The sequence below is a fragment of the Bacillus sp. MUM 116 genome (assembly GCF_001866655.1).
GTDB lineage: Bacteria > Bacillota > Bacilli > Bacillales > Cytobacillaceae > Neobacillus.
Map to the genome: position 1 here is coordinate 57,788 of NZ_MLYR01000044.1, position 19,633 is coordinate 77,420.

A 19,633-nucleotide genomic window follows, 5' to 3' on the forward strand; every position below is an offset into this window, starting at 1 on the left:
GTGTTGGAGGTAGATGAAAATATGATTGATGTCATGAAACGCTTTTTAAATGATGAAATCTCATCTCAAGAACTTTATGAGGATATTTATTTCTTCATTAATTCTTTTCATATTAGAAATGGCGAGTTTGAAGGGAATTACTATATAATAAAAAAAATGGATAGGGATAATTTTTTAATATATGCTGAAAATGTATTCCCTGATAACCACAGAGAAATACCATACAGTTTGACTGTTTATAAAGAGGATTTGCTTAAAAGTATAAACCACCATGCTAAACTAAATGGCTTAACTGTAATTAATAATAAGGACAATTAAGGAATGGATAAATACCTTAAGGGGGGATATGTACTCTCTTAAGGTATTTTTTTATGAGTGGAGTGCCGAATATAACGCTTGTAATTCAGAGAATATACATGACAATCGTAATCCTATATTATGTATTTTACGAATTATAAAGTATGTACAACAACTGTAAATTGTATGCCTTATCGAATTTAAAATACATCCTGAAAATAATTACAAAATCATCAGTTACCACCAGTCCTTTGGGGAACCCATGTACCATTAAAAGAATTTGAGGAAGTTTTACCACTACATACTGTCAATAAAATTGTTATAGTTGATAGCACTAATAATTTTCTCATAAATACACCTACAATTCTTTGTTTTTAAATTTTTCTAATACTATTTTACAATTTCGAAAGAAGAAGGGCTTTTTCTAATTTCTCTAAAACAAACAGTTCATAACTTTTGAGATTTGATATCGTTTTGTGGATACAGTATTTTCAAGCTATTTGATGGTATCATACCTTTGATTCATATAACCAAGTAGCAAGAATTAACTTCAGATCCCCCTGAACTCCACTTAATCATTCTGTATATGTAAAAATCCTTTCAATGATTGGCCTGATCTACCTATTCGATTCTTAATACCAGTATTCATAAGAATTCGATCCTTTAATGTGTGTATTTTTCTCGTTTTGATACAACGACCCTATTTAGCAAATGAGATAGCTATCGACAAGGCTTTGGTTAAAATCATTTTAGATGACATAAAAAGAGCCTCCAGCCGATGGGCTTTTTTTAATCCTCTACTATCTCCTCTCATTTTTATAATCCGGCAAATCTGACGTTTCCTTTTACATCATGCACAAGAAATGCCCTATTAGGGGAAGAAACTTTAAGGGTAAGGCGTACTGGAACCAATTCCAGAAAAGCATTTTAACAAAAAACAAAACATGCAAATATTACCATGTTATAAATTTATGAAATTATATTGTAATAAATGTTACTAAAATATAAAATTGGAAGGAATGTAATTTATTTCAAGGAGATGAAATGTTTGTTAAAGAGATTTTTGCCAATTTTAATCGTTTTTGCTCTTATAGTAAGCAACCTGCCAATGATTGCGCGGGCGCAAGAAACGCCATCCAATGACACTATACAAAATGTAGATCCCGAATTTAATGCTACTTCAAAAGTAGGGGAAATTACTTCAGAGCGTACAGCTAACTCTAGCACTTTTTATTTAGGAAATGGAAAATTTCAAAAGCGAATTTACCAAACTAAAATCCATAATAAAAATAAAAAGACAGGAAAGTGGGAAGATATCTCTCCAAATTTAGAAGATAAGGATTCTTCCGTAGTAACAACAGATAATACTTCACTCGTCCCTTCTTTTCTTAAACAAATGGATAACGGTAAATATGTAACTTACCAATACGGTGACCAAACCATTTCTTTTTCTCTTGTGAAAAGCACTGATACTGATGGAAAGGACTATTCACCAAATGATGTAAAGGCGGAATTCAGCAATAATGAAAACCAAATTTTATATAAAGACGTTTTTCCTTCTATTAATCTTAGAGACTTTACTTTTGATTCTCAGATTAAAGAAGATTTAATCTTAAATCAGTATACAGGGGTTAATCAATTTGAATATAAAATTGAAACCAGTTTAAAGGCTTTAACAAAAGAAGACGGAAGTATCGACTTTGTTGATCACAATGACAAAGAAGTCTTTACCCTGCCAAAACCATATATGGAAGATTCCAATATTGATGTACATAAAGGAGAAGGGCAACAATCCGACAAGGTTAAATATTCCCTGAAACCGATAGATGGCGGTTATCAGCTGGTCATAATCGCAGATTCCGATTGGTTAAAATCATCCGATCGAGTTTATCCGGTTTATATTGATCCTTCTACTTCCATTAATGCCAGTTCTGATACCTTTGTGATGAGTGCTTACCCGACTGCAAACTATAGCTCCTCATCAGATAAATGGGACTCAACTAACAATGCTTATGTATTAAAAATTGGAAATTACGATAGTACAACCGGGACCTGTTATGGATATTTGAATGAAAGCTTATCAAGCATTGCCAATATGAATATTGATAGTGCTACTTTTAATGTACATGTGATTCACTCTTATTATCCAACAACCGCAACTGGGTTATGGTTGAATTACAATACAGCATCATGGTCACCTAGTACCTTAACATGGAACAGCAGGCCTACTTCTACTAACATCACAAGTGTGGATGTGGCAAAAAACCAATGGGCTAAGTTTGATGTAACTTCCATTGTAAAGGCATGGCTGGATGGAACGAAACCAAACTATGGGTTCAACCTTAATACCAATGGAAATGGACAGACCTTTTGGAAGAAAGTAGTCTCAAGTACCAACTCTACCTTAAAACCATATTTATCAGTCAATTATACTATTCCGGTTCCAACGAATATTACTGGAAAAGGTTATAGTAATGGTGATGGAACAGGATATGTAAATCTCTCTTGGGATAAAGTTGATGGTGCGAAAAGCTATAATGTTTGGATTTATAATGGAATTGCCTATGAACATTTTAATGTAGGGAATGTTACTTCATGGTCTACTCATAATAACTATGTGTGGCCAACACAAACAGAAATAAATGCAGGTCGCTATACTCTACATCATTCTGAAATATCTACTAGTGATAAAGGAACAGAACTTCCGATTGATCCTAAACCTGTTTATATCAATTCAGGAGGAACACATACAACTAGTAATTTATACTATTTCAAAGTCAACGCAGTATTTGATCAAGGAGAAAGTGCTTCTTCTGCGAATACGTATACTACAGTGATTCCAAATTTAGCAAAACCCAACATCCCTACAGGAATTAGTTACTCAAATGGCGATGGTACGGGGTATGTAGATTTTAATTGGAAATCAGTCCCAGGAGCAACTGGTTATAAAATATGGTTATTTAATGGGGATCATTATGAAGGAAAAGATGTTGGTAATGTAACCTCTTGGACCACAAAAGGGAAAAAATATTGGCCAACTGCTACAGAAATAGCTGCAAAGAAATTCAATTTACATCTAGATGATAATAAAGGGGCAGAATTGTCCGTTGATCCTTCCAAAGTTTATGCCAATGCGGGTACGAAGTATGCTACTACAACTAAGTACTATTTTCGGGTAAGTGCTTATAATTCACAGGGTGAAACAGTAAATTCGGATGCATACATGCCGACTATTCCAGATTTAAAAGTTCCTCCTGCTCCCAATGGATTTTCTTATACAAACATGCCATCAACCAATTCGGGATATATCAAACTTAGTTGGGATCCTATTCCTGGTGCAACAGGATATAAAGTATGGATGTTCAATGGCAAGGATTATGAATCTTTTGACGCTAAGGATACTACATCATGGACAACGCAAAATTTAGGGATATGGCCTACTCAAGCAGAAATAGATAAAGGCGCTTTTCTTCTACATCATGATAATAAGGGAACAGAGATACCAATTGACCCTTCTCCCGTATATAAAAACTCAGGTGGAAATTACGCTACAAGTCAGTACTATTACTTCCGGGTAAGTGCTTACAATCTAATCGGCGAAACGATATACTCGCCTACTTATTTTAGAACAACGATTGGAAAACCAGAAGAATTCTTAGGAAAAGAAGATTATTGGTCGATTTTTGATATTCCTAATGGTAGTGTTAATGCCGCAACAGGGAACTTAATCATAAATCAAAATGATTTCTCTATTAGTGGATTAGGCCCAGATTTAGGGATATCCAGAACTTATAATAGCCTGTCTTCTACAGGTGGGATTTTTGGATTAGGATGGCATTCTGATGCAGAAATGAGGGTAGTTGCTGATCCAGATGGAAAACATGTTAATTACACGGATGACGATGGTACATTACATGTATTTACTAAGAATGCAGATTCCTATTCAGCACCCACAGGTGTGTATCTTCAACTAGAAAAAACAACGGATTCTTATAAATTAACGAATACGGACCAAACTCAATTCTATTTCGATGTAAATAGTGGAAACCTTACGAAAAAAGTAGATGGTTATGGGAATACAACTAGTTATCAATATCCAAATCAAAAATTATTATCGATTACGGATGCGTCTGGAAGAGTATTATCGATTAACTATAATAGTGATGGTAGAGTTCAAAGTATCACATTTAAGAACAAAACCGTGTCTTATGAATATAATAATGGTTTATTAACCAAAGTGACTCAAACGGATGGGTCAGTGACAAAGTATTCCTATAACAGTAACTTTAAATTAGAAAAAGTTTATGAACCCAATGATACTGCTGACAACCCTGTGATTGATCAATATTCATATGATACAAATGGTAGAATTAAAACCGCAACGGATCCGAACAACCATCAATATCAGCTATCATACGATGATTCTAAAAACCATGTGCTGTTTATTCAGCCTAATGGTCATAAAACTCAATATACTTATAATGAAGCTGCCAATCCAATTCAAATGATTGTGGATCCTGATAATTTAAAAATTACAACAAATTACGTATATGAAGGGAATAATTTAATAAAGTCCTATGATCCAAATGATCAAGGAAAATCAAATCCTACCGAAAGCTATCAATACGACAACAATGGAAATGTCACCAAAGCTTTAGATAGTTATGGTACCGAAACATATCAATATAATAAAAATAATGATATAACCCTTTCTACCGATACCGAAGGAAATAACACGTCGATCGCATATAACGGATTAAATCCTGTATCTGAAACCGACCAAGCAGACAAAACTTCTTCTGTCTCAAAGTTTGATAAGCATGGAAAACTAACCGAAACCAGTGATTCCTTAGCATCCGGTACAAATTTAATCATTAATCGAGATCTTTCATCTTGGGTTAAGCTAACTAATAATGATTCAGGTACCATAGGCCAAGAAACTACTAAAGACAAAGCTGATGTGATCTCTGGACCAATTGCTATAAAATTAGATAGTCAATCCACCACATCCGATAATAGTCAAGGGTATGTTTCAGGAACTCAAGACATTAAAATAGAGCCTAATAAAACCTATACATTTAGTAGTAAAATCAAAACAGCACTAACGAAAGCCAATGCATTTTTAAATGTGCGTTTACTTGATTCTAAAGGTAATCACATTATCTGGGTAAACAATCGGTATAGTAAGCTTTCGGGAACTACACCTTGGACAGAAAGGCAAATAACATTTACGACACCAGATAATGCAGCAACAGCGAGGATATATTTGGAGGTAGAACACAATGACCCTTCAGCTTCCGGACAAGCTTGGTTTAATGCTATTCAATTGGAACAGTCAGATGTTTCATCGAGCTACAATCCAATTGTAAATAGTAGTTTTGAAAACTCGCTAAAAAATTGGTCAGGTTCTGGCGGTTCTATTGATGCTGAATCTTTTGATGGGGATCATTCACTTAAATTGACTGGGTCTGCAAAATACACCCAAACGATTATCATTAATCAAGATAATAATGATACACCCGTTCCTTTTACCTTAACAGGACTTTCGAAAGCTGTTGGAGTAAGTGGAACTGGTACCTATACTATTTCAGCCAATGTTCATTATACGGACGGAACCACAGAAACGAAAAATCCTGATTCAAATTATCCAATTGGAGATCAAGACTGGAATAGGGCAGCAGTAAGTATTCCTGCTTCAAAACCTGTACAAAGTATAGACGTTTCTGTCATTTTTAATGGATATCTGGGAACGGTCTGGTTCGATGCGATTAGATTATTAGAAGGGACTGTTACCACCAAGAACTCCTATGATGACTATGGAAACGTTACTCAACAGGTAGATGAAGCTGGTAATACAACAAAAAAAGAATATGATCCATCAAACAATCTAACAAGCGAGACGGATGCAAACGGGAACAAAAAGTCGTATGAATACGATTTGGCGAACCAACTTCAAAAGGTCACCATAGCTAACGGTACATCTATTTCTTATGCGTATGATAAAAATGGAAATATAACATCTAAAGTAATTACAGACCCAAATGGTATCCCTCAAAAGTACTCGTATTTATTCGATCCAACTGGGAAGGTGTTACAAACAACCGGTCCGTTGAATGATGTGACGAAAAATGAATACGACTCAAGTGGAAAGCTCTTTAAAACGACATTACCTAATGGAAACACGGTGGAAACTTCATATGATGGGGCAGATCGAATTCATTCCATTTCCTTTAATGGTAAGGAAAGCTATTTATATGGATATGATCTGAACGGAAATGAAACCAATGTTAAAAATGTTGAAATTGGTGAAGAAAAAGTACGGACCTATGATAATGCCAATCGAGTCACGGCAATTACAGATCGTGGAGGAACACAAAATTGGGAGTACCCAGCCAACTCGGATAAACTTAAATCTTTCAGTTTTGGCCAAGGTACATTTTCTCAGAAAAATACGTATGTATACAATCAATCCGATGAGAATACCATTGTAAGCGACGGTTCTAATACGTATCAATTTGATTATGATGAAAGAGGTCATATCCGAACATTTACTTCTGGCGACCGTTCAGGGGCTTCCTACAACTATGATGACCGGGGATTATTGAAAGATCTTTCTGTCGGTACAGTAAACGGCGATTCTATTTTATTTGAATCTTATAAGTATGATGCCAATAGAAATCGAATTTCTATTCATTATCCTAGTAAACAAGACATTCTTTATAGTTATGATGCTTTAAATGAGTTAACCAAAGAAGTGTTAAAAGATGGAACCACCTTTGATTATACTTATGACGGTTTTGGAAATCGTACTAAAATAAAAAAGACAACGAAAGATGGACAAGTATCAACAATCGATGCATCTTTTAACAGTGAAAATGAATTAAGGCAATTTGGAGATGAATCGATCAAGTATGATGAAAATGGAAATCGTACAGAGGATGGCAAGTATGTTTATTTATGGAATGCGAAAGATCAATTAGTCTCAGTTACTAAACAAGGTGAGAGTACTCCGTTCGTAACTTACAGCTATGATGAAGATGGTAAGAGAATAAAAAAAATTGTTAATGGAACTATTATCAACTATCACTATGATGGTGACAGTATTCGAATTCTATATGAAACGGATGCACAAAACAACGTTGTCCGATCTTATACCTATTCAGCAGATGGACAGTTGCTTTCAATGAAGAAAGGCAATAAATCCTATTTTTACAATTTTAATTCACATGGAGATGTAATCTCCATAACAGATTCATTTGGTGCGATTGTAGCCACCTACGAATATGATGCCTGGGGGAATCCAACAAAAGTAGAAGAATCGGATGTACTCAAGGACAATCAATTCCGCTATGCAGGATATCAATATGATACTGAAACAGGTTTATACTATCTAATAGCTCGTTATTATCAACCACAGCAAGGTGTATTCTTATCACTTGATCCAAGTCCTGGACAAAATAATGATTTTATTACTCAAAATGGTTATACTTATGCTAGTAATAACCCAGTAATGAATGTTGATCCTGATGGGAATTTTGCGGCTGCAGTAGGAGTGTATTTTATTCCTGGTGTTGGCGAAGTTGCTATGGCAGCAACTGTTATAGTTGGAGGGGCTTACGGTGCTTGGTATTTAGGTAAAAAAATAAAAGAAGTAACACAAAAAAAGTAAGAAAAGTAGAACCAATAGGAAGAAGAAAAAAATTTAATACAAGAAAAAAGGCAAAAGAAGCAGCTGAACGGGAAGCTAGAAGATATGGAAGAAAAGTAAGGAAAGAAAAACATGATAATGGTAGGGGGCCTCACTACCATCCTGAAGTTCCAGAGCGTCAATGGACACCAAAAAGGCCAATGCCACATGATCATTATTACTTTCCAAAGAGATTTTGGTAATAACAAAAGAAAAGTATAGGTACAAAAGTCGGTTATTGGTACCGGCTTTTGTATTATAATATTGTACAATTAGTAATATTATTAAATATGGTTATTGTGGATATAGATTTTTATTAATACTGACAAAATAGTGATTTTATAAACTGTTATGAGTTTAGTACTTATTATCCCCTTAAAAATCAGTTTATTTTTTCACTTTCAAGATTTATTTAGAGTACTACTTTAAATAAAAGGAGAGAGTTTGAATGAATAAGGAACTTGAAAAAATAATAGTTAAATCATTTTTTAATAAAAGAATTCAACAAAGAGTCTTGTTCGAGCTATTTTCTCCTAAAAAAAGACGAGATGCATTAAGTAGATTAAATCACGATTATTTATTTACCTTACGAGAGGAGTATATGATTCGAATACCTAATTCAAACTTAGATCGTCAGGAAATTGAAAGACTGTTGATTAAACATGGTGCTGGTGATATTTGTTATGTAATGTCATTAAATGATTCCATTGATGGTAAAGAAATGGATTTAAAGACAGCCATAGATCGAGTATTCGGTTATGGTTTGTCTTCAATTATCTCTTGCATAGATGGAAAATTGGCATATTTTCAAGCTGAACAGGAATGCGGTGCTCCACCAAGATTTATTTTAAAAAAGAATTAAAAATTTTTACTATTAAAGTTACTTAAACATTCCACAATGAAATCGACAAATAAGCTTAGATGTAATTTGGAATGTCAGCGATTCTAAAATGACAAAAAAGAGAATCCAAAACTAATAAAAGTAAACTTTTGCAGTAGTGTCTTTTAATGCACAATTAATGGCTGTAAAACTACAGCCCAATCAAGATAATAAATGAATCCTAGCAAGCTCCGGATAATTTAATTTGAAAGACTGAAATTTAATGTTTGGATAAAGATCTCTATTTTAATTTAAGAAGGCTTAACCAGCCTTTGCGATCAGACATGCTCTATTATATAGGAGGCACGTCTTCTGTTCTGAGTTTTTTTAGTCAATCACACAATACCAAAGTATAAAGTGAAATATAGTTCTTTTGAAACAATGTCAAGGAGCATAATAAAACAATGGATAATCATTTATGCTAAATTATTCTATCCGACTATTAGGTGAGAAGTTTGAGTGAATTTAGAAATAATATTTATAGGAAGTGATTTTTTTAGATGATGAATATATTTGAAGCCGCTGCTAATGGTGACTTAACTGCGCTTAAAAAATTATACTATTCATCAATTAATATGAATATAGCAGATGAAAATGGTTATACACCCCTTCACTGGGCAGTTCAAGAAGGGTATGATGAGATTGTGGATTTTTTAATTTTTATCGGTGTAGATTTGAATATCCTGGATGTTGAAGGCTATAGTCCTATACTCATTGCTGCTATAAAGGGTAATTATGTAATAATTAATAAACTAATTTGTGCTGGTGCTAATATAACAACTAATATAGATGGTTATTCTGCTTTACATGCAGCTGCTGCAATTGGAGAGCAATATATTTGTGAGTTATTGATTAAAGAGGGGCTTGATCTGAATGTGCAGGATCAAAATGGTTATGGTTATACACCTTTACACTGGGCGGTACAGGAAAATCATTTAAATGTAGTTAAATTAATGATTGAAAAAGGTGCGAAAATCAATGTAAAAGATATTGACGGTTTTTCCCCTATTTATATCGCAGCATCTGAAGGTTTTTCAGAAATTGTTAATTATTTATTACAGAATGGTGCTGATATAGAAATTAATTGTGATGGATCCTCTAATTGTACACCTTTAATAATTGCATCAATTTATAATAATATTGACGTAGTTTATTTATTATTGAATCGAGGAGCAAATATAGAAGCTAAAGATAGTGATGGAAAAACGGCTTTATTTGAAGCTGTTTTAAATAATAATGAGGATATTGTTAGTCTACTTTTAAAATATCAGGCTAAAACAGATATCTTGGATGCAGAGGGTAATAGGTTAATAGATTTAATTTCATCAAAATACGAAAAGTTATGATTTGAAGAGTGAATCAAATTTTTTAATGTAGTGAGATAGTAAATAACAAAGGTTAAGTGTGTCGGAATAATTTATTAGTCGGGCTAAGGTTACTTATCTTGAATTATGGATAAGTAACCAGCGAAGTTCCTGTTGTGAAAGATTGCGTACTTCCTTTTCATTTTTGGGCCATTGGAGTTTACCATTATCTAAACGTTTATAAAGCATGGCGAAGCCATCGCCATCTAAATACAAACATTTACAGCGATCTTTACTCCACCCTGCAAACAAGAATATAGAATCGCCATATGGATCAAGCTCGAAAGAATCTTGAATTAGTGCTGCCAGTCCATCAATCCCCTTTCTCATATCTGTTTTACCGCAAATGATGTAAATATTCTTTACACTTGTATAGTCGTGTTTCACAGATTTTTCAACTCCCTCATGACCGTTTGGATGATGTGCTCATCCACTCCGTTGAAGAAGGAGATTTCCACGTTTACCGTTTTGATCGTGCAAGCGCAATTGGAAGAGGTTGTTGAGGAAGTGGCTTTAAGTGAACCTTTATTTTCGGAATGTAATGTAACGGGGACAATTGTCAGTTTTTGTTGCGACATGTGAAAAAGCACCTCCTTAATTTGATACGTTCATCTTACCAGGAGGTGCTGCATGTTTATATGCGTTGTTTGATTGGGGGCTTACTTTACATTATTTCAATACTTTGAAGGAATTCGAAATAGTTTCGAAATTGGACAAGAGCGAGTATGAAATGCTACATTTCCCTAAAAAGTAGCATAACGTTAAAAAAAAGTAATTAAAAAAACTAAAGGTATTAAGTTAATTATCAATACGGACTAAAAATTCAAGTCTAATTTTAGCAATTTCATTATTAATAAACTAATATTATAACATTAGATTTGATGAAGAAATTATTTTTAAATTTAGCCACTTTTTAAAATATTGGAAATTACCTAAAAACAAAAATAAATAGGTGATATTTTTTCAGTGCCGTTAAAAAATGAAAGTTTTTATTTTGGACAAGACAAATTATTGGATTGATTGAAAGTATTACTCCAATATCGATAATTTTAGATTTAAATAAAAAAGGACTTCCGAGAGAGGGAGAGTTAAAATCATCCAAAATACTTACAGCACTGAGCTTTATTCCCGATTGTTTAAATGATTATTCCTTCAAAATAGTAAAGAACTATTTTCCGATATTAGGACAAATTAATGAGAATGTAAAAAGAAACCCCATTCTAACTGTTCAATATAGTGATATTTCATTAATAAACTATTGTGAAGAGATTAAGAAAAACAATGGGATATCAAATAAATATAGGAATATTTCCGATAATAAAAATTTTATTCTTATTAAAAGTGAAAATTAACAATTTAAACTTCCATTTTTCAATTTTATCCTGTAGTTGAGTAACCAATAAAAATTAATATTAGAAAATAGGTTAGCGGAGTTCCCCAAAAGTTAAACTTTCGGGGAACTCCTATTGTTTATTTAGTGCAATTTTAATGTTCCATAATTAAATATGAGTTCTTTGGAAATTCCCCCCTACAATAGGACTCTTGAGAATATTACCATATAACATTTCCTCTTTGATTCTCTATATAAGGATCATTTGCGAAAAGCCAACGCAGAGGTTACCAACCATATCATCTACATTATTATCCGCAGGGGCCTGTTTTGTGTCTTAAATAAAGAACTGTTATATTGAAATGAAAACTGTCTAATTTTAACACCATGAGGCACACAACACCTGCAATGCCATTGGCTTTTACCTTTTTGTGCAAATAAGTTTGTTGAAGATACTTCATTCATAGACTGCATTTGTTCTGCAACAGATTTTAACTGTTGCTATGCTACAAAGTTCCAATATCATGGATAGAAACGGAACTTTATTTGGAACTACGGTTAAATTATTACCAATTATAACATTCACTTTGTGGGTGGTAGCAGCTACGCTGGGATTCCCTCTTATAATGATTCGAACTAATCATTTCTAATGCAGCTCTCTTCACATCTTCCTTAATAGAATTGTAGTAATCCATCTATGTATCTAAAAGTTGTAAGTTTTGTACACTACCAAAATATCGTTTTTTTTCAATTATTTCTTGCTTGCTTCCTATCTAAAAGATAGTCTATAATATATGTACAGGAAGTTAATTAACTTTTAGACAGGAGTTATCAAATATGGGTGAACTTGTTGGATACGCGAGGGTTAGCACCTTGGATCAGGATTATTCCTTACAAGTTGAACAACTAGAAAATTATGGATGCGCTAAAATTTTTTACGAAAAGAAAAGTGGAAAAAATACTGGAAGACCAGAGCTCCAGAAAGCACTGGAGTATTTAAGAGCAGGCGATAAGTTAGTCGTTTATAAGATTGACCGCTTGGCGAGATCCACTAGAGATTTACATAACATTGTCCATGAATTACAAGAGAAAAATATCGGTGTTGTTTTCATCAAGGAACAAATCGACTTTTCAACACCGGCTGGAAAGCTAATGTTTACCATGTTGGGAGCTATTGCTGAATTTGAGCGCGATCTCATAAATGAACGGACCAAAGAGGGGCGAGAACGGGCGAAAGCACAAGGGAAACACTTAGGAAGAAAAGGACAGGACACAAAAGAAATCAAAAGGGCATTAAAGCTGTTTGCAGAACGGGAGACAAATGGATTAAGTGTAAATGACATTTCTAAACAAACAGGCGTGCCACGTTCAACCATATACGCAAAAGCTAAGGGGGCAGAATAATGGCAGTAGACGATCACGCAATAAACAGTTTAAAGGTTTGGTTTGATATTGAATATGAGGAACTAAAAAAGGAATGGAAAAGTGGACAGTACGAAAACCTTTCTGATTGCCCATCTTTTAAAGTAACCTATACCTATCGAGAGGCTTTAAACGTGCTAATTAAAGGCCCTCAATATATTGATGAAACACAGCTAAAAAGAATGATTGAAGAGGATTTGGAGATTGAAGAGCATTGGGAGAATCGGAAGTAAAACAAATGTGTGCTTACTGCGCAAAGATGAAGAATTTGAAGCTAAGAAAAAACAATTGCTTAGGATTTGATCCAGAATGAATGTATCCATTGAGCTTCATTTTATCTCGAATGAAAATAAAGTCATGCGTAGGGGAGAATTTCCTCTGAGAAGAAAACGGCCTGAAGAGGTAGCTTTTGAATTTTGGAAACAGATCAAAAGAGAAATGCCGTTTGGTGGAGAATTAGTACGAGTAAAAGCAAGTGGAGAAGATATAACTGAATTAGTAATGGAATTAGAAAAAGCCCCTCTCAAAGATTGAGAAGGAGGCTTTTCATCAAATAATATCACATTAATTCCCCCCTTAACTAACCTGTCCGTTAACACAAAAAGAAAAGCACCCATATATGGCAGGCTTTATCTTCAACTCTTGCACCCCGATAGTTGAATAACGCTGGGCATTATTTCGCCGTTAATTTATTATAAAATAGAGATGTAAGCAGATAGAAGAACAAATCTAAAAAAGGTGTTGTTATCGGTGCAGCAAGACAGAATTTATAAAATCTCTTGGCGTTCCATACTGACTTTAATGTTTTTTGGTGGATTAATGTTTCTGCTGGTTTGCTTTTCGATTTTTCTTTCTCATATTTTCATTTCTGCAATTTGGTTGTTGTTAGCAATTGTATGTTTAGGGTATGCCTTTTATCTTTTAAAGAAAAGAAAAGAGGCGAAGGCATTTTATTGGGATGATGAAGGAATTGTCATTGACCTTCAGGGAAATAAAGTCTATTGGGAAGAAATTGAAAGTATTCAATACTCTAATGTCAGAGGATCGAAATCTACTGTCATTTACCCACATTACACTTTTCACGAAAAGATTAGAATCCGCCGAAAGAAACTGATGCCAACACCTGCACATTCAATCGATTGGTTTTATATCGAAAAACCAAAGGAATTTCACCAAATATTGATGGAAACTTGGGAAGAAAAAACGTTTAAACCGAAGAGTTAGGCAATAAAAAAAGGGACCGCCGCCGTCCCGTTCTTAAACAAAAGCACCCGTTAGCGTAAGTACAATACTTCACATTATTTATTTTTATTGAATTAACAGAGAAGTCTGAAATCATTTAATTATTTGAGTGAGTCCAAAAATTAACCAATAGGCGATTGTCCCAACCACCCTCCAGGGAGATTTTCTATTCATAATACCGATACATATACATAGCAAAGTAAATAAAGAGAAACCTAGCATTCGTAATTGCCCTTGAAATGGACCAACCTTATTTAAAGCGAGTACAAAAGTAGCAATGATAAAAAATGTAATTATAGCGAAATTTGTGCTTTTCGAATATTTCATATTAAGCTCCTTCATCCCAAGATTGTTTAATAAATGAAATAATATTTATCTTTTATCACTATTCCACAAATATCCTAAATTTTCCTTCTTCAAGTAACCTGCCCATTTAGTTCAACAAGAAAAGGCTGCCTTTTTATTAGCAGCCAACTCTTTAAGGAATGCATCCTTTAGTTTAAGTGTAATACTTCACAAACTTTCATTTATAAAGAAAAAAAGTTGTTTAGTTATGGAAATTTTCTTTTCTTCTTTCTTTCCAACCAAGATTTAATTTTCTTTTCATATATTTTAATCCCAATATATCCATCTATGAATGAAACTAAAAGTCCGATAATAATCATACTTATTCCAGTATTGTCAATCATAACAATTGGTTTAAGTATTGTAAAAACAACTGATAACGCAACTGGTACTGTTAAACCAACCCATATACCTAAAAAAATTATAGCCATCTTTATTTACCTCGATTTTTTACATACTTCTGAAAAAAACAAACAGTTCTACTTCTAATAAGAGAATATCATATTTCACATCCTGCCCCGTAAGTGGAATATGCAAAAATAATAGCTGCCGAAGCAGCAAATGTTCTTAAACTCTAGCACCCGTTAGTTTAAGTGCATTTTTTCACAAACTCTTATTACAGTTCTACTACTCTGATAGTAAAATTTGCCGCTACTATATTTCATCATCATTTCGTTAACCAAGAAATGAATAAAAATAATACCGAAGAAATCAACCCATAAACAACCATTTTTATGTTTTGAATGCCATCTAATAATTCTATTCCACAAATACCTAGAAACACAATGGAAGCACAACTAAACCACATTCTGATGTGTAGTGAGGATGGAGAATGTACTTGGTCGTGTTGTTTATTTACAACGAAGCCCATAAGATAGAGAACTATTGAAATACAAAAAAGCCAATAAAACATATTCACACCTCATATTTAGCAACAACATAATTTTTATAAACTTTAAAATCGGTAAGTATGAAACCTTTATTCTTTTCGTTATTCAACTCTCCTCTTGAACCTACATCGTTATTATTCTATTTCTTTGTTCAAAATGGTTTGTCATTCTCCCACTAATCTGCCCCTTTAGTTGAAGAAGAAAAAGACCGAATTGACCCAAATGTAACCAAATATACATTATGTTACATAAAAAAATAGGCCATCTATTAAAGAAGTGATTTCGTTGCCTTTATAAGGCAACAAAGGCACCCTTAAAGGTGCCTTATCCTTAATAAATGCTCTTAATAATGTTTTGAGGAATGTTAAAAAGGCTTGTGTTAATAGGTACATTTATTTCTAAATTTTTAACTTCCAGTTTATCCACTATTTTTCCCTGTTTGTCATAAGTTTCTCTTTTAAGAACCATTCCAGTTTGTTTATCAATCCAATACTTAAAAGTTTCAGCCTGATGTTTTTCTTTGAAATAGTCAGATAGTTCACCAGAAACTACTGTAACTTCCCTTCCTAAAAGTCTTTCATCCGGCTGAAATGACCATTTTTCTTGATTTTCTAAATAACCAATTGCATATGTCAAAGGTGCTACAATTGCCTCTGCCCGTCCTGTTTGGGCATGATCTGGTCTTGTATTATATAATTTTGATCCGTCAGGCATTTTTTCTAAAACAAGAGGGGATTTCTTATTAAACTTATTCGGGCCTGGTGGGGCAGCATGAGCAATATGAGCAAATGTACCGTTGACTTTAGAGGCGAAATATTTTCCAGTATATATATCTTCGGTTCTTCTATCTTTTGATGTGCTTTTAACATAACTTTCGGGATGATCTCCTTCCTGAACTACAAATTCTACATTACTTTCTCCATCCCGCTTTGAAGACTCAACAAAATTTCCTTTAACCGTTGTGAAAGTATCAACAGTGTCCCTCATCTTATATAAGAGTTGGGTTTTAGGGTCGGACTTTGATTCTGAAACAGTAGTTTGGGATTTCGCTGTAGCTTTAATAGTCGCTTTCTCCTCTTTCTTTGGTTCCCCTAAGCTACACCCATTCATAATTACTATAGACGCTGTTAAGAGAAAAAACCAATTGTTCCTATTATTGAACAAATTTACCACCCCCCAGCTATATTAATTCTCTATTCAAACTTTACCCTCCTCCTTATATTTGAAAATTATAAAACCGATATCCGTGCCTTGTTTGACAGGGATCTTTTTATCTAAAAATCACCTAATGTAACAAAATATCTATTATAAAATTTTTACTTAAGTCACAAAAAAAGCTGCCAACGCAGCTACTTTTTTGTTCTTTTATTTAACTAAAGCACCCGTTAGCTTAATAAGGAAATCTATTCTTCATCCAATTTATGAACAAACTCATCAAATGAATTAGCTATATGAAATATTGAGTCCTCTAAACTTTCGTAATATAAATCAAAGCTAAAATAAATTATTTTAGGTTCTTGATTTCTTCCGTTTTCAAAGTAAAAACAAATAAAGTCATATTCCCATTCTGTCCTTGCAAACGGTATTAAATGGTTTGGTTGCAAGTGTTCTTCTTCCTTGCAAACATTGACAATATAATCATCGCTTTGTTCCTCAAAATTCAAAAAAGTAATAACCTCATTACTTTTATATCCACCATCATCCATAGCAAACTTAAACTTTTTGTTCTCCAAATCATAGATATTTAGAACAAATTGAACATATACAGTCGGGAACTTGATATTAAGGATTTCCTCGATAAGAGTAATATTTTTTGTCATTTTCCCCTCCAACAAAAAGACTTGATAAGTTACAATTTAATCCTACTTCTTATTGAAGTAAACTGCCAATTAGCTCAACAAGCAAAAAGATGTTGCCGCAGCAACACCTTGTTTAACTCTTGCACCCGTTAGTTGAAGAACAACTACTTAACTCCAAAATAATGCTCAGCTAATTCTTTAATAAAGTGGGAACCCCAAGATGTTCTGTGCTCATAATTTTTCCATTCCTCTTCGTTTGTCCTACGATAAAATTCATACCCTCTAGTAAGGAAATAATCATTATCAAAATCACTAAAAATATTTGGTTCTATCCCATCAATTTCTAAGGGACGAAATCCCTGTATCATCCCATCCAAACCAGTTTCGTGAATTGTGACAATGTGTACATCTCCCTGTTTAATGGTGCTACAAACTGCCAAATCTTCTGATGTAGGTGGTTTATCTCCAACCCAATTCATTAATCCTGCTAAAAAGCATTTTGTAGAGCCAAGCTCTCCTTTTGGCATTATCTGAATAACTCTACCGCAAGCAAATTTACCTGAATTTAATGGAATTGCCCAAAATTGTCCTGGTATTAAAAAACGATTAGATTTTGGCTTAAAAGGGTACTCCATTGGTTTCCACCTCATTCTTATTTTTAAAGCTCCAGATATAAATTCTTTTTACAGTATTACTAATTCAACAATAATATTTTACTTTCCTTTTTCAACTAAACTGAGGGAGTTTAAGTACAACATTTCACAATCTTTCTTGTGGAAAAAGAAAAAAGGCGACCTTCTTCTTGAAGTATCGCACCCGTTAGTGTAAGTACATTTCTTCACAAAGTGCCCTTTTCTATATGTTGACTAGCTTAATCTTTCCAGTAAAAAGAGCATTGATGTCGATTCAATGCTCTTTTTCTTAGTTATCGTTATTAACACAAAGTTGTGCAGCTATCTCTTGTACCCGTTCTATAGTTACTCCATCTCTCAATTCCACCGATAAAGGATGGTCGGTTGGTTCGAGCTCAATGAAAGGTCGAATGCCATCTGGTCGAGGATGGACCATTGTTTTTAAGTTTACTGTATCAGGATAACAAGGTAAATCGGTAGATAGCCACCCAAACATTGGTTCCAATAATTCTTGTTTATCCCAGTGCTCTTTTATATTGTTAAAATTATCTTCACTTAATGAAACCCATACACCCCATATTAGGTGTTCATCCGTCCCAATTATAGGAATCTCAATACATCCACGAATAAAGAAATGTTCGTTATCCATAATGCATAAATCGTCATCTAGCTCAAACCCCTCCTCTCGCTCTTCAGGTGTAGCATCATAATAATAGACGGGAGCTGTATTTCCGTAACTTGTAGGAAGTTCTTCGTGATATTTACCGCAACAACTGCAAGTGTATCCCTTAATTTTAGTCATTCTGTTCCTCCATTAATTTCACCATTTGAATCTTCTATAAGATCTTATTCATAATTCGTTATCCAAAATACTTATTCCTTCTTTCACTAAACTGCCACTTTAGTTGAACAAGAAAAAAGGCTGCCAAAATGACAGCCAATATCTTAAACAATAGGACTCAGTTAGTTAAAAACTACAAAAGTCTGTCTATTAATAAGTTCAATATAAAATAAAATATCGATAAACCAACAACAAAATAAACCAATCTAAGAAGATGTTTCCTCCAATTTGCCTTATCCTTAAAGAATACAGATAGGAATATTAAGATACCTACTATTAAGATTTGAAAATACATTGACATTAAAAACCACCGTTATCCGCTTTATTTTGCCTTTTACTATATATCTTGAGAGTTCAACAAAAAAAGCAATTTTCCTTCTTCAATAATCGCACCCATTAGTTAAACAAGAAATCTCTTTTAATAAGTACCCTTCCCCTCTCATTTTTCAGGTAATTCAGGAAAAATTAGATTTACTATTAACGATACAAAAACACAAAACCAAAGTACTGCTATGTTGGAAAAACGGCTTCCAAAATTGAACATAATTAGAATAAAAAGAAAGAATATTAGAGATTGCACCCACCTCGGAAAATATCGCCTACGATTACGATTTATTTTCTGTACAGGTTTGTGTAGTATGACTCCAACTAGAACAATAGCTATAGAATTAAACAATGCTATCCACCAAGAATAGTGATTCCAAAACAAAATACTAAATAATAAAATGACTATCACTAAAGAACCATAAAATTGCTTATTTAAAATTTTTTTCAAAAAAATCCCCCTCATTAAAGAGAATCTTAGCATGAACTGTAACCGTATTCTTCATGAAAAAATTCCCAAAACTTATTACACTAAACTGCCCATTTAGTTCAATAACGGCAATGAAAAAGGACTGCCGAA

The 19,633-nt window shown here is 33.5% G+C and carries 16 protein-coding genes; 9 read left to right on the forward strand and 7 right to left on the reverse strand.

Annotation, left to right across the window (positions count from 1 at the left end; genetic code table 11):
* Positions 1-21: 21 nt before the first annotated feature.
* The 4 genes from BIV60_RS12155 to BIV60_RS12170 all read left to right on the forward strand — a co-directional run bounded on the left by BIV60_RS12155 (position 22) and on the right by BIV60_RS12170 (position 10,210).
* Positions 22-318: a hypothetical protein gene (locus BIV60_RS12155; protein WP_177177287.1), complete on the forward strand. Its 297-nt coding sequence runs from the start codon at positions 22-24 to the stop codon at positions 316-318.
* Positions 319-1,336: 1,018 nt separating this feature from the next.
* A complete protein-coding gene (locus BIV60_RS12160; RefSeq protein ID WP_256218401.1) occupies positions 1,337-7,966 on the forward strand; it encodes a DNRLRE domain-containing protein in 6,630 nt (2,209 codons plus the stop codon).
* A 466-nt stretch (positions 7,967-8,432) separates the two neighbouring features.
* Positions 8,433-8,846: a hypothetical protein gene (locus BIV60_RS12165; protein WP_071356001.1), complete on the forward strand. Its 414-nt coding sequence runs from the start codon at positions 8,433-8,435 to the stop codon at positions 8,844-8,846.
* A 518-nt stretch (positions 8,847-9,364) separates the two neighbouring features.
* Positions 9,365-10,210, forward strand: coding sequence for an ankyrin repeat domain-containing protein (locus BIV60_RS12170; RefSeq protein ID WP_071356002.1), 846 nt, complete (start codon positions 9,365-9,367; stop codon positions 10,208-10,210).
* Positions 10,211-10,303: 93 nt separating this feature from the next.
* Here the strand turns inward: BIV60_RS12170 and tnpB are convergent, their stop codons facing one another.
* Positions 10,304-10,615 (reverse strand): IS66 family insertion sequence element accessory protein TnpB, encoded by a 312-nt coding sequence (gene tnpB / locus BIV60_RS12175; protein WP_071356003.1) that lies wholly within the window; start codon positions 10,613-10,615, stop codon positions 10,304-10,306.
* A complete protein-coding gene (locus BIV60_RS12180) occupies positions 10,612-10,806 on the reverse strand; it encodes a hypothetical protein (protein ID WP_071356004.1) in 195 nt (64 codons plus the stop codon). Before BIV60_RS12180 ends, tnpB begins: the two co-directional genes overlap by 4 nt.
* A gap of 438 nt (positions 10,807-11,244) precedes the next feature.
* Here BIV60_RS12180 and BIV60_RS29130 point away from each other — a divergent pair, with 438 nt between their 5' ends.
* The 5 genes from BIV60_RS29130 to BIV60_RS30435 all read left to right on the forward strand — a co-directional run bounded on the left by BIV60_RS29130 (position 11,245) and on the right by BIV60_RS30435 (position 14,204).
* On the forward strand, positions 11,245-11,580 hold the full coding sequence (locus tag BIV60_RS29130; protein WP_141770457.1) for a hypothetical protein: 336 nt from the start codon (positions 11,245-11,247) through the stop codon (positions 11,578-11,580).
* An 815-nt stretch (positions 11,581-12,395) separates the two neighbouring features.
* A complete protein-coding gene (locus BIV60_RS12185; protein ID WP_071356005.1) occupies positions 12,396-12,962 on the forward strand; it encodes a recombinase family protein in 567 nt (188 codons plus the stop codon).
* Positions 12,962-13,213, forward strand: coding sequence for a hypothetical protein (locus tag BIV60_RS12190; protein ID WP_071356006.1), 252 nt, complete (start codon positions 12,962-12,964; stop codon positions 13,211-13,213). Before BIV60_RS12185 ends, BIV60_RS12190 begins: the two co-directional genes overlap by 1 nt.
* Before the next feature lie 76 nt (positions 13,214-13,289).
* Positions 13,290-13,514 (forward strand): hypothetical protein, encoded by a 225-nt coding sequence (locus BIV60_RS12195; RefSeq protein ID WP_071356007.1) that lies wholly within the window; start codon positions 13,290-13,292, stop codon positions 13,512-13,514.
* A 216-nt stretch (positions 13,515-13,730) separates the two neighbouring features.
* The gene (locus BIV60_RS30435; RefSeq protein ID WP_256218402.1) at positions 13,731-14,204 is read left to right on the forward strand and encodes a hypothetical protein; all 474 of its coding nucleotides are present in this window, start codon (positions 13,731-13,733) and stop codon (positions 14,202-14,204) included.
* A gap of 569 nt (positions 14,205-14,773) precedes the next feature.
* Here BIV60_RS30435 and BIV60_RS12210 read toward each other — a convergent pair.
* The 5 genes from BIV60_RS12210 to BIV60_RS12235 form a co-directional block, all read right to left on the reverse strand.
* A complete protein-coding gene (locus BIV60_RS12210; RefSeq protein WP_071356009.1) occupies positions 14,774-14,998 on the reverse strand; it encodes a hypothetical protein in 225 nt (74 codons plus the stop codon).
* A gap of 789 nt (positions 14,999-15,787) precedes the next feature.
* On the reverse strand, positions 15,788-16,621 hold the full coding sequence (locus BIV60_RS12220; RefSeq protein WP_071356011.1) for a sigma-E factor regulatory protein RseB domain-containing protein: 834 nt from the start codon (positions 16,619-16,621) through the stop codon (positions 15,788-15,790).
* A 239-nt stretch (positions 16,622-16,860) separates the two neighbouring features.
* The gene (locus BIV60_RS12225; protein ID WP_071356012.1) at positions 16,861-17,277 is read right to left on the reverse strand and encodes an SMI1/KNR4 family protein; all 417 of its coding nucleotides are present in this window, start codon (positions 17,275-17,277) and stop codon (positions 16,861-16,863) included.
* A 143-nt stretch (positions 17,278-17,420) separates the two neighbouring features.
* Positions 17,421-17,891 carry an Imm26 family immunity protein gene (locus tag BIV60_RS12230; RefSeq protein WP_177177281.1) on the reverse strand — a complete coding sequence of 157 codons (471 nt, stop codon included), beginning with the start codon at positions 17,889-17,891 and terminating at the stop codon, positions 17,421-17,423.
* A 286-nt stretch (positions 17,892-18,177) separates the two neighbouring features.
* Complete coding sequence (locus BIV60_RS12235; RefSeq protein ID WP_071356014.1) at positions 18,178-18,690, reverse strand: DUF2199 domain-containing protein; 513 nt, start codon at positions 18,688-18,690, stop codon at positions 18,178-18,180.
* Positions 18,691-19,633 lie beyond the last annotated feature (943 nt).

What these genes read in the sequence shown, in the direction of transcription:
- BIV60_RS12155 (WP_177177287.1), top strand. Translation starts at nt 22, where the DNA reads ATGATTGATGTCATGAAACGCTTTTTAAATGATGAAATCTCATCTCAA.
- BIV60_RS12160 (WP_256218401.1), top strand. Translation starts at nt 1,337, where the DNA reads ATGAAATGTTTGTTAAAGAGATTTTTGCCAATTTTAATCGTTTTTGCT.
- BIV60_RS12165 (WP_071356001.1), top strand. Translation starts at nt 8,433, where the DNA reads ATGAATAAGGAACTTGAAAAAATAATAGTTAAATCATTTTTTAATAAA.
- BIV60_RS12170 (WP_071356002.1), top strand. Translation starts at nt 9,365, where the DNA reads ATGATGAATATATTTGAAGCCGCTGCTAATGGTGACTTAACTGCGCTT.
- BIV60_RS12180 (WP_071356004.1), bottom strand. Translation starts at nt 10,806, where the DNA reads ATGTCGCAACAAAAACTGACAATTGTCCCCGTTACATTACATTCCGAA.
- BIV60_RS12185 (WP_071356005.1), top strand. Translation starts at nt 12,396, where the DNA reads ATGGGTGAACTTGTTGGATACGCGAGGGTTAGCACCTTGGATCAGGAT.
- BIV60_RS12190 (WP_071356006.1), top strand. Translation starts at nt 12,962, where the DNA reads ATGGCAGTAGACGATCACGCAATAAACAGTTTAAAGGTTTGGTTTGAT.
- BIV60_RS12195 (WP_071356007.1), top strand. Translation starts at nt 13,290, where the DNA reads ATGAATGTATCCATTGAGCTTCATTTTATCTCGAATGAAAATAAAGTC.
- BIV60_RS12210 (WP_071356009.1), bottom strand. Translation starts at nt 14,998, where the DNA reads ATGGCTATAATTTTTTTAGGTATATGGGTTGGTTTAACAGTACCAGTT.
- BIV60_RS12225 (WP_071356012.1), bottom strand. Translation starts at nt 17,277, where the DNA reads ATGACAAAAAATATTACTCTTATCGAGGAAATCCTTAATATCAAGTTC.
- BIV60_RS12230 (WP_177177281.1), bottom strand. Translation starts at nt 17,891, where the DNA reads ATGGAGTACCCTTTTAAGCCAAAATCTAATCGTTTTTTAATACCAGGA.
- BIV60_RS12235 (WP_071356014.1), bottom strand. Translation starts at nt 18,690, where the DNA reads ATGACTAAAATTAAGGGATACACTTGCAGTTGTTGCGGTAAATATCAC.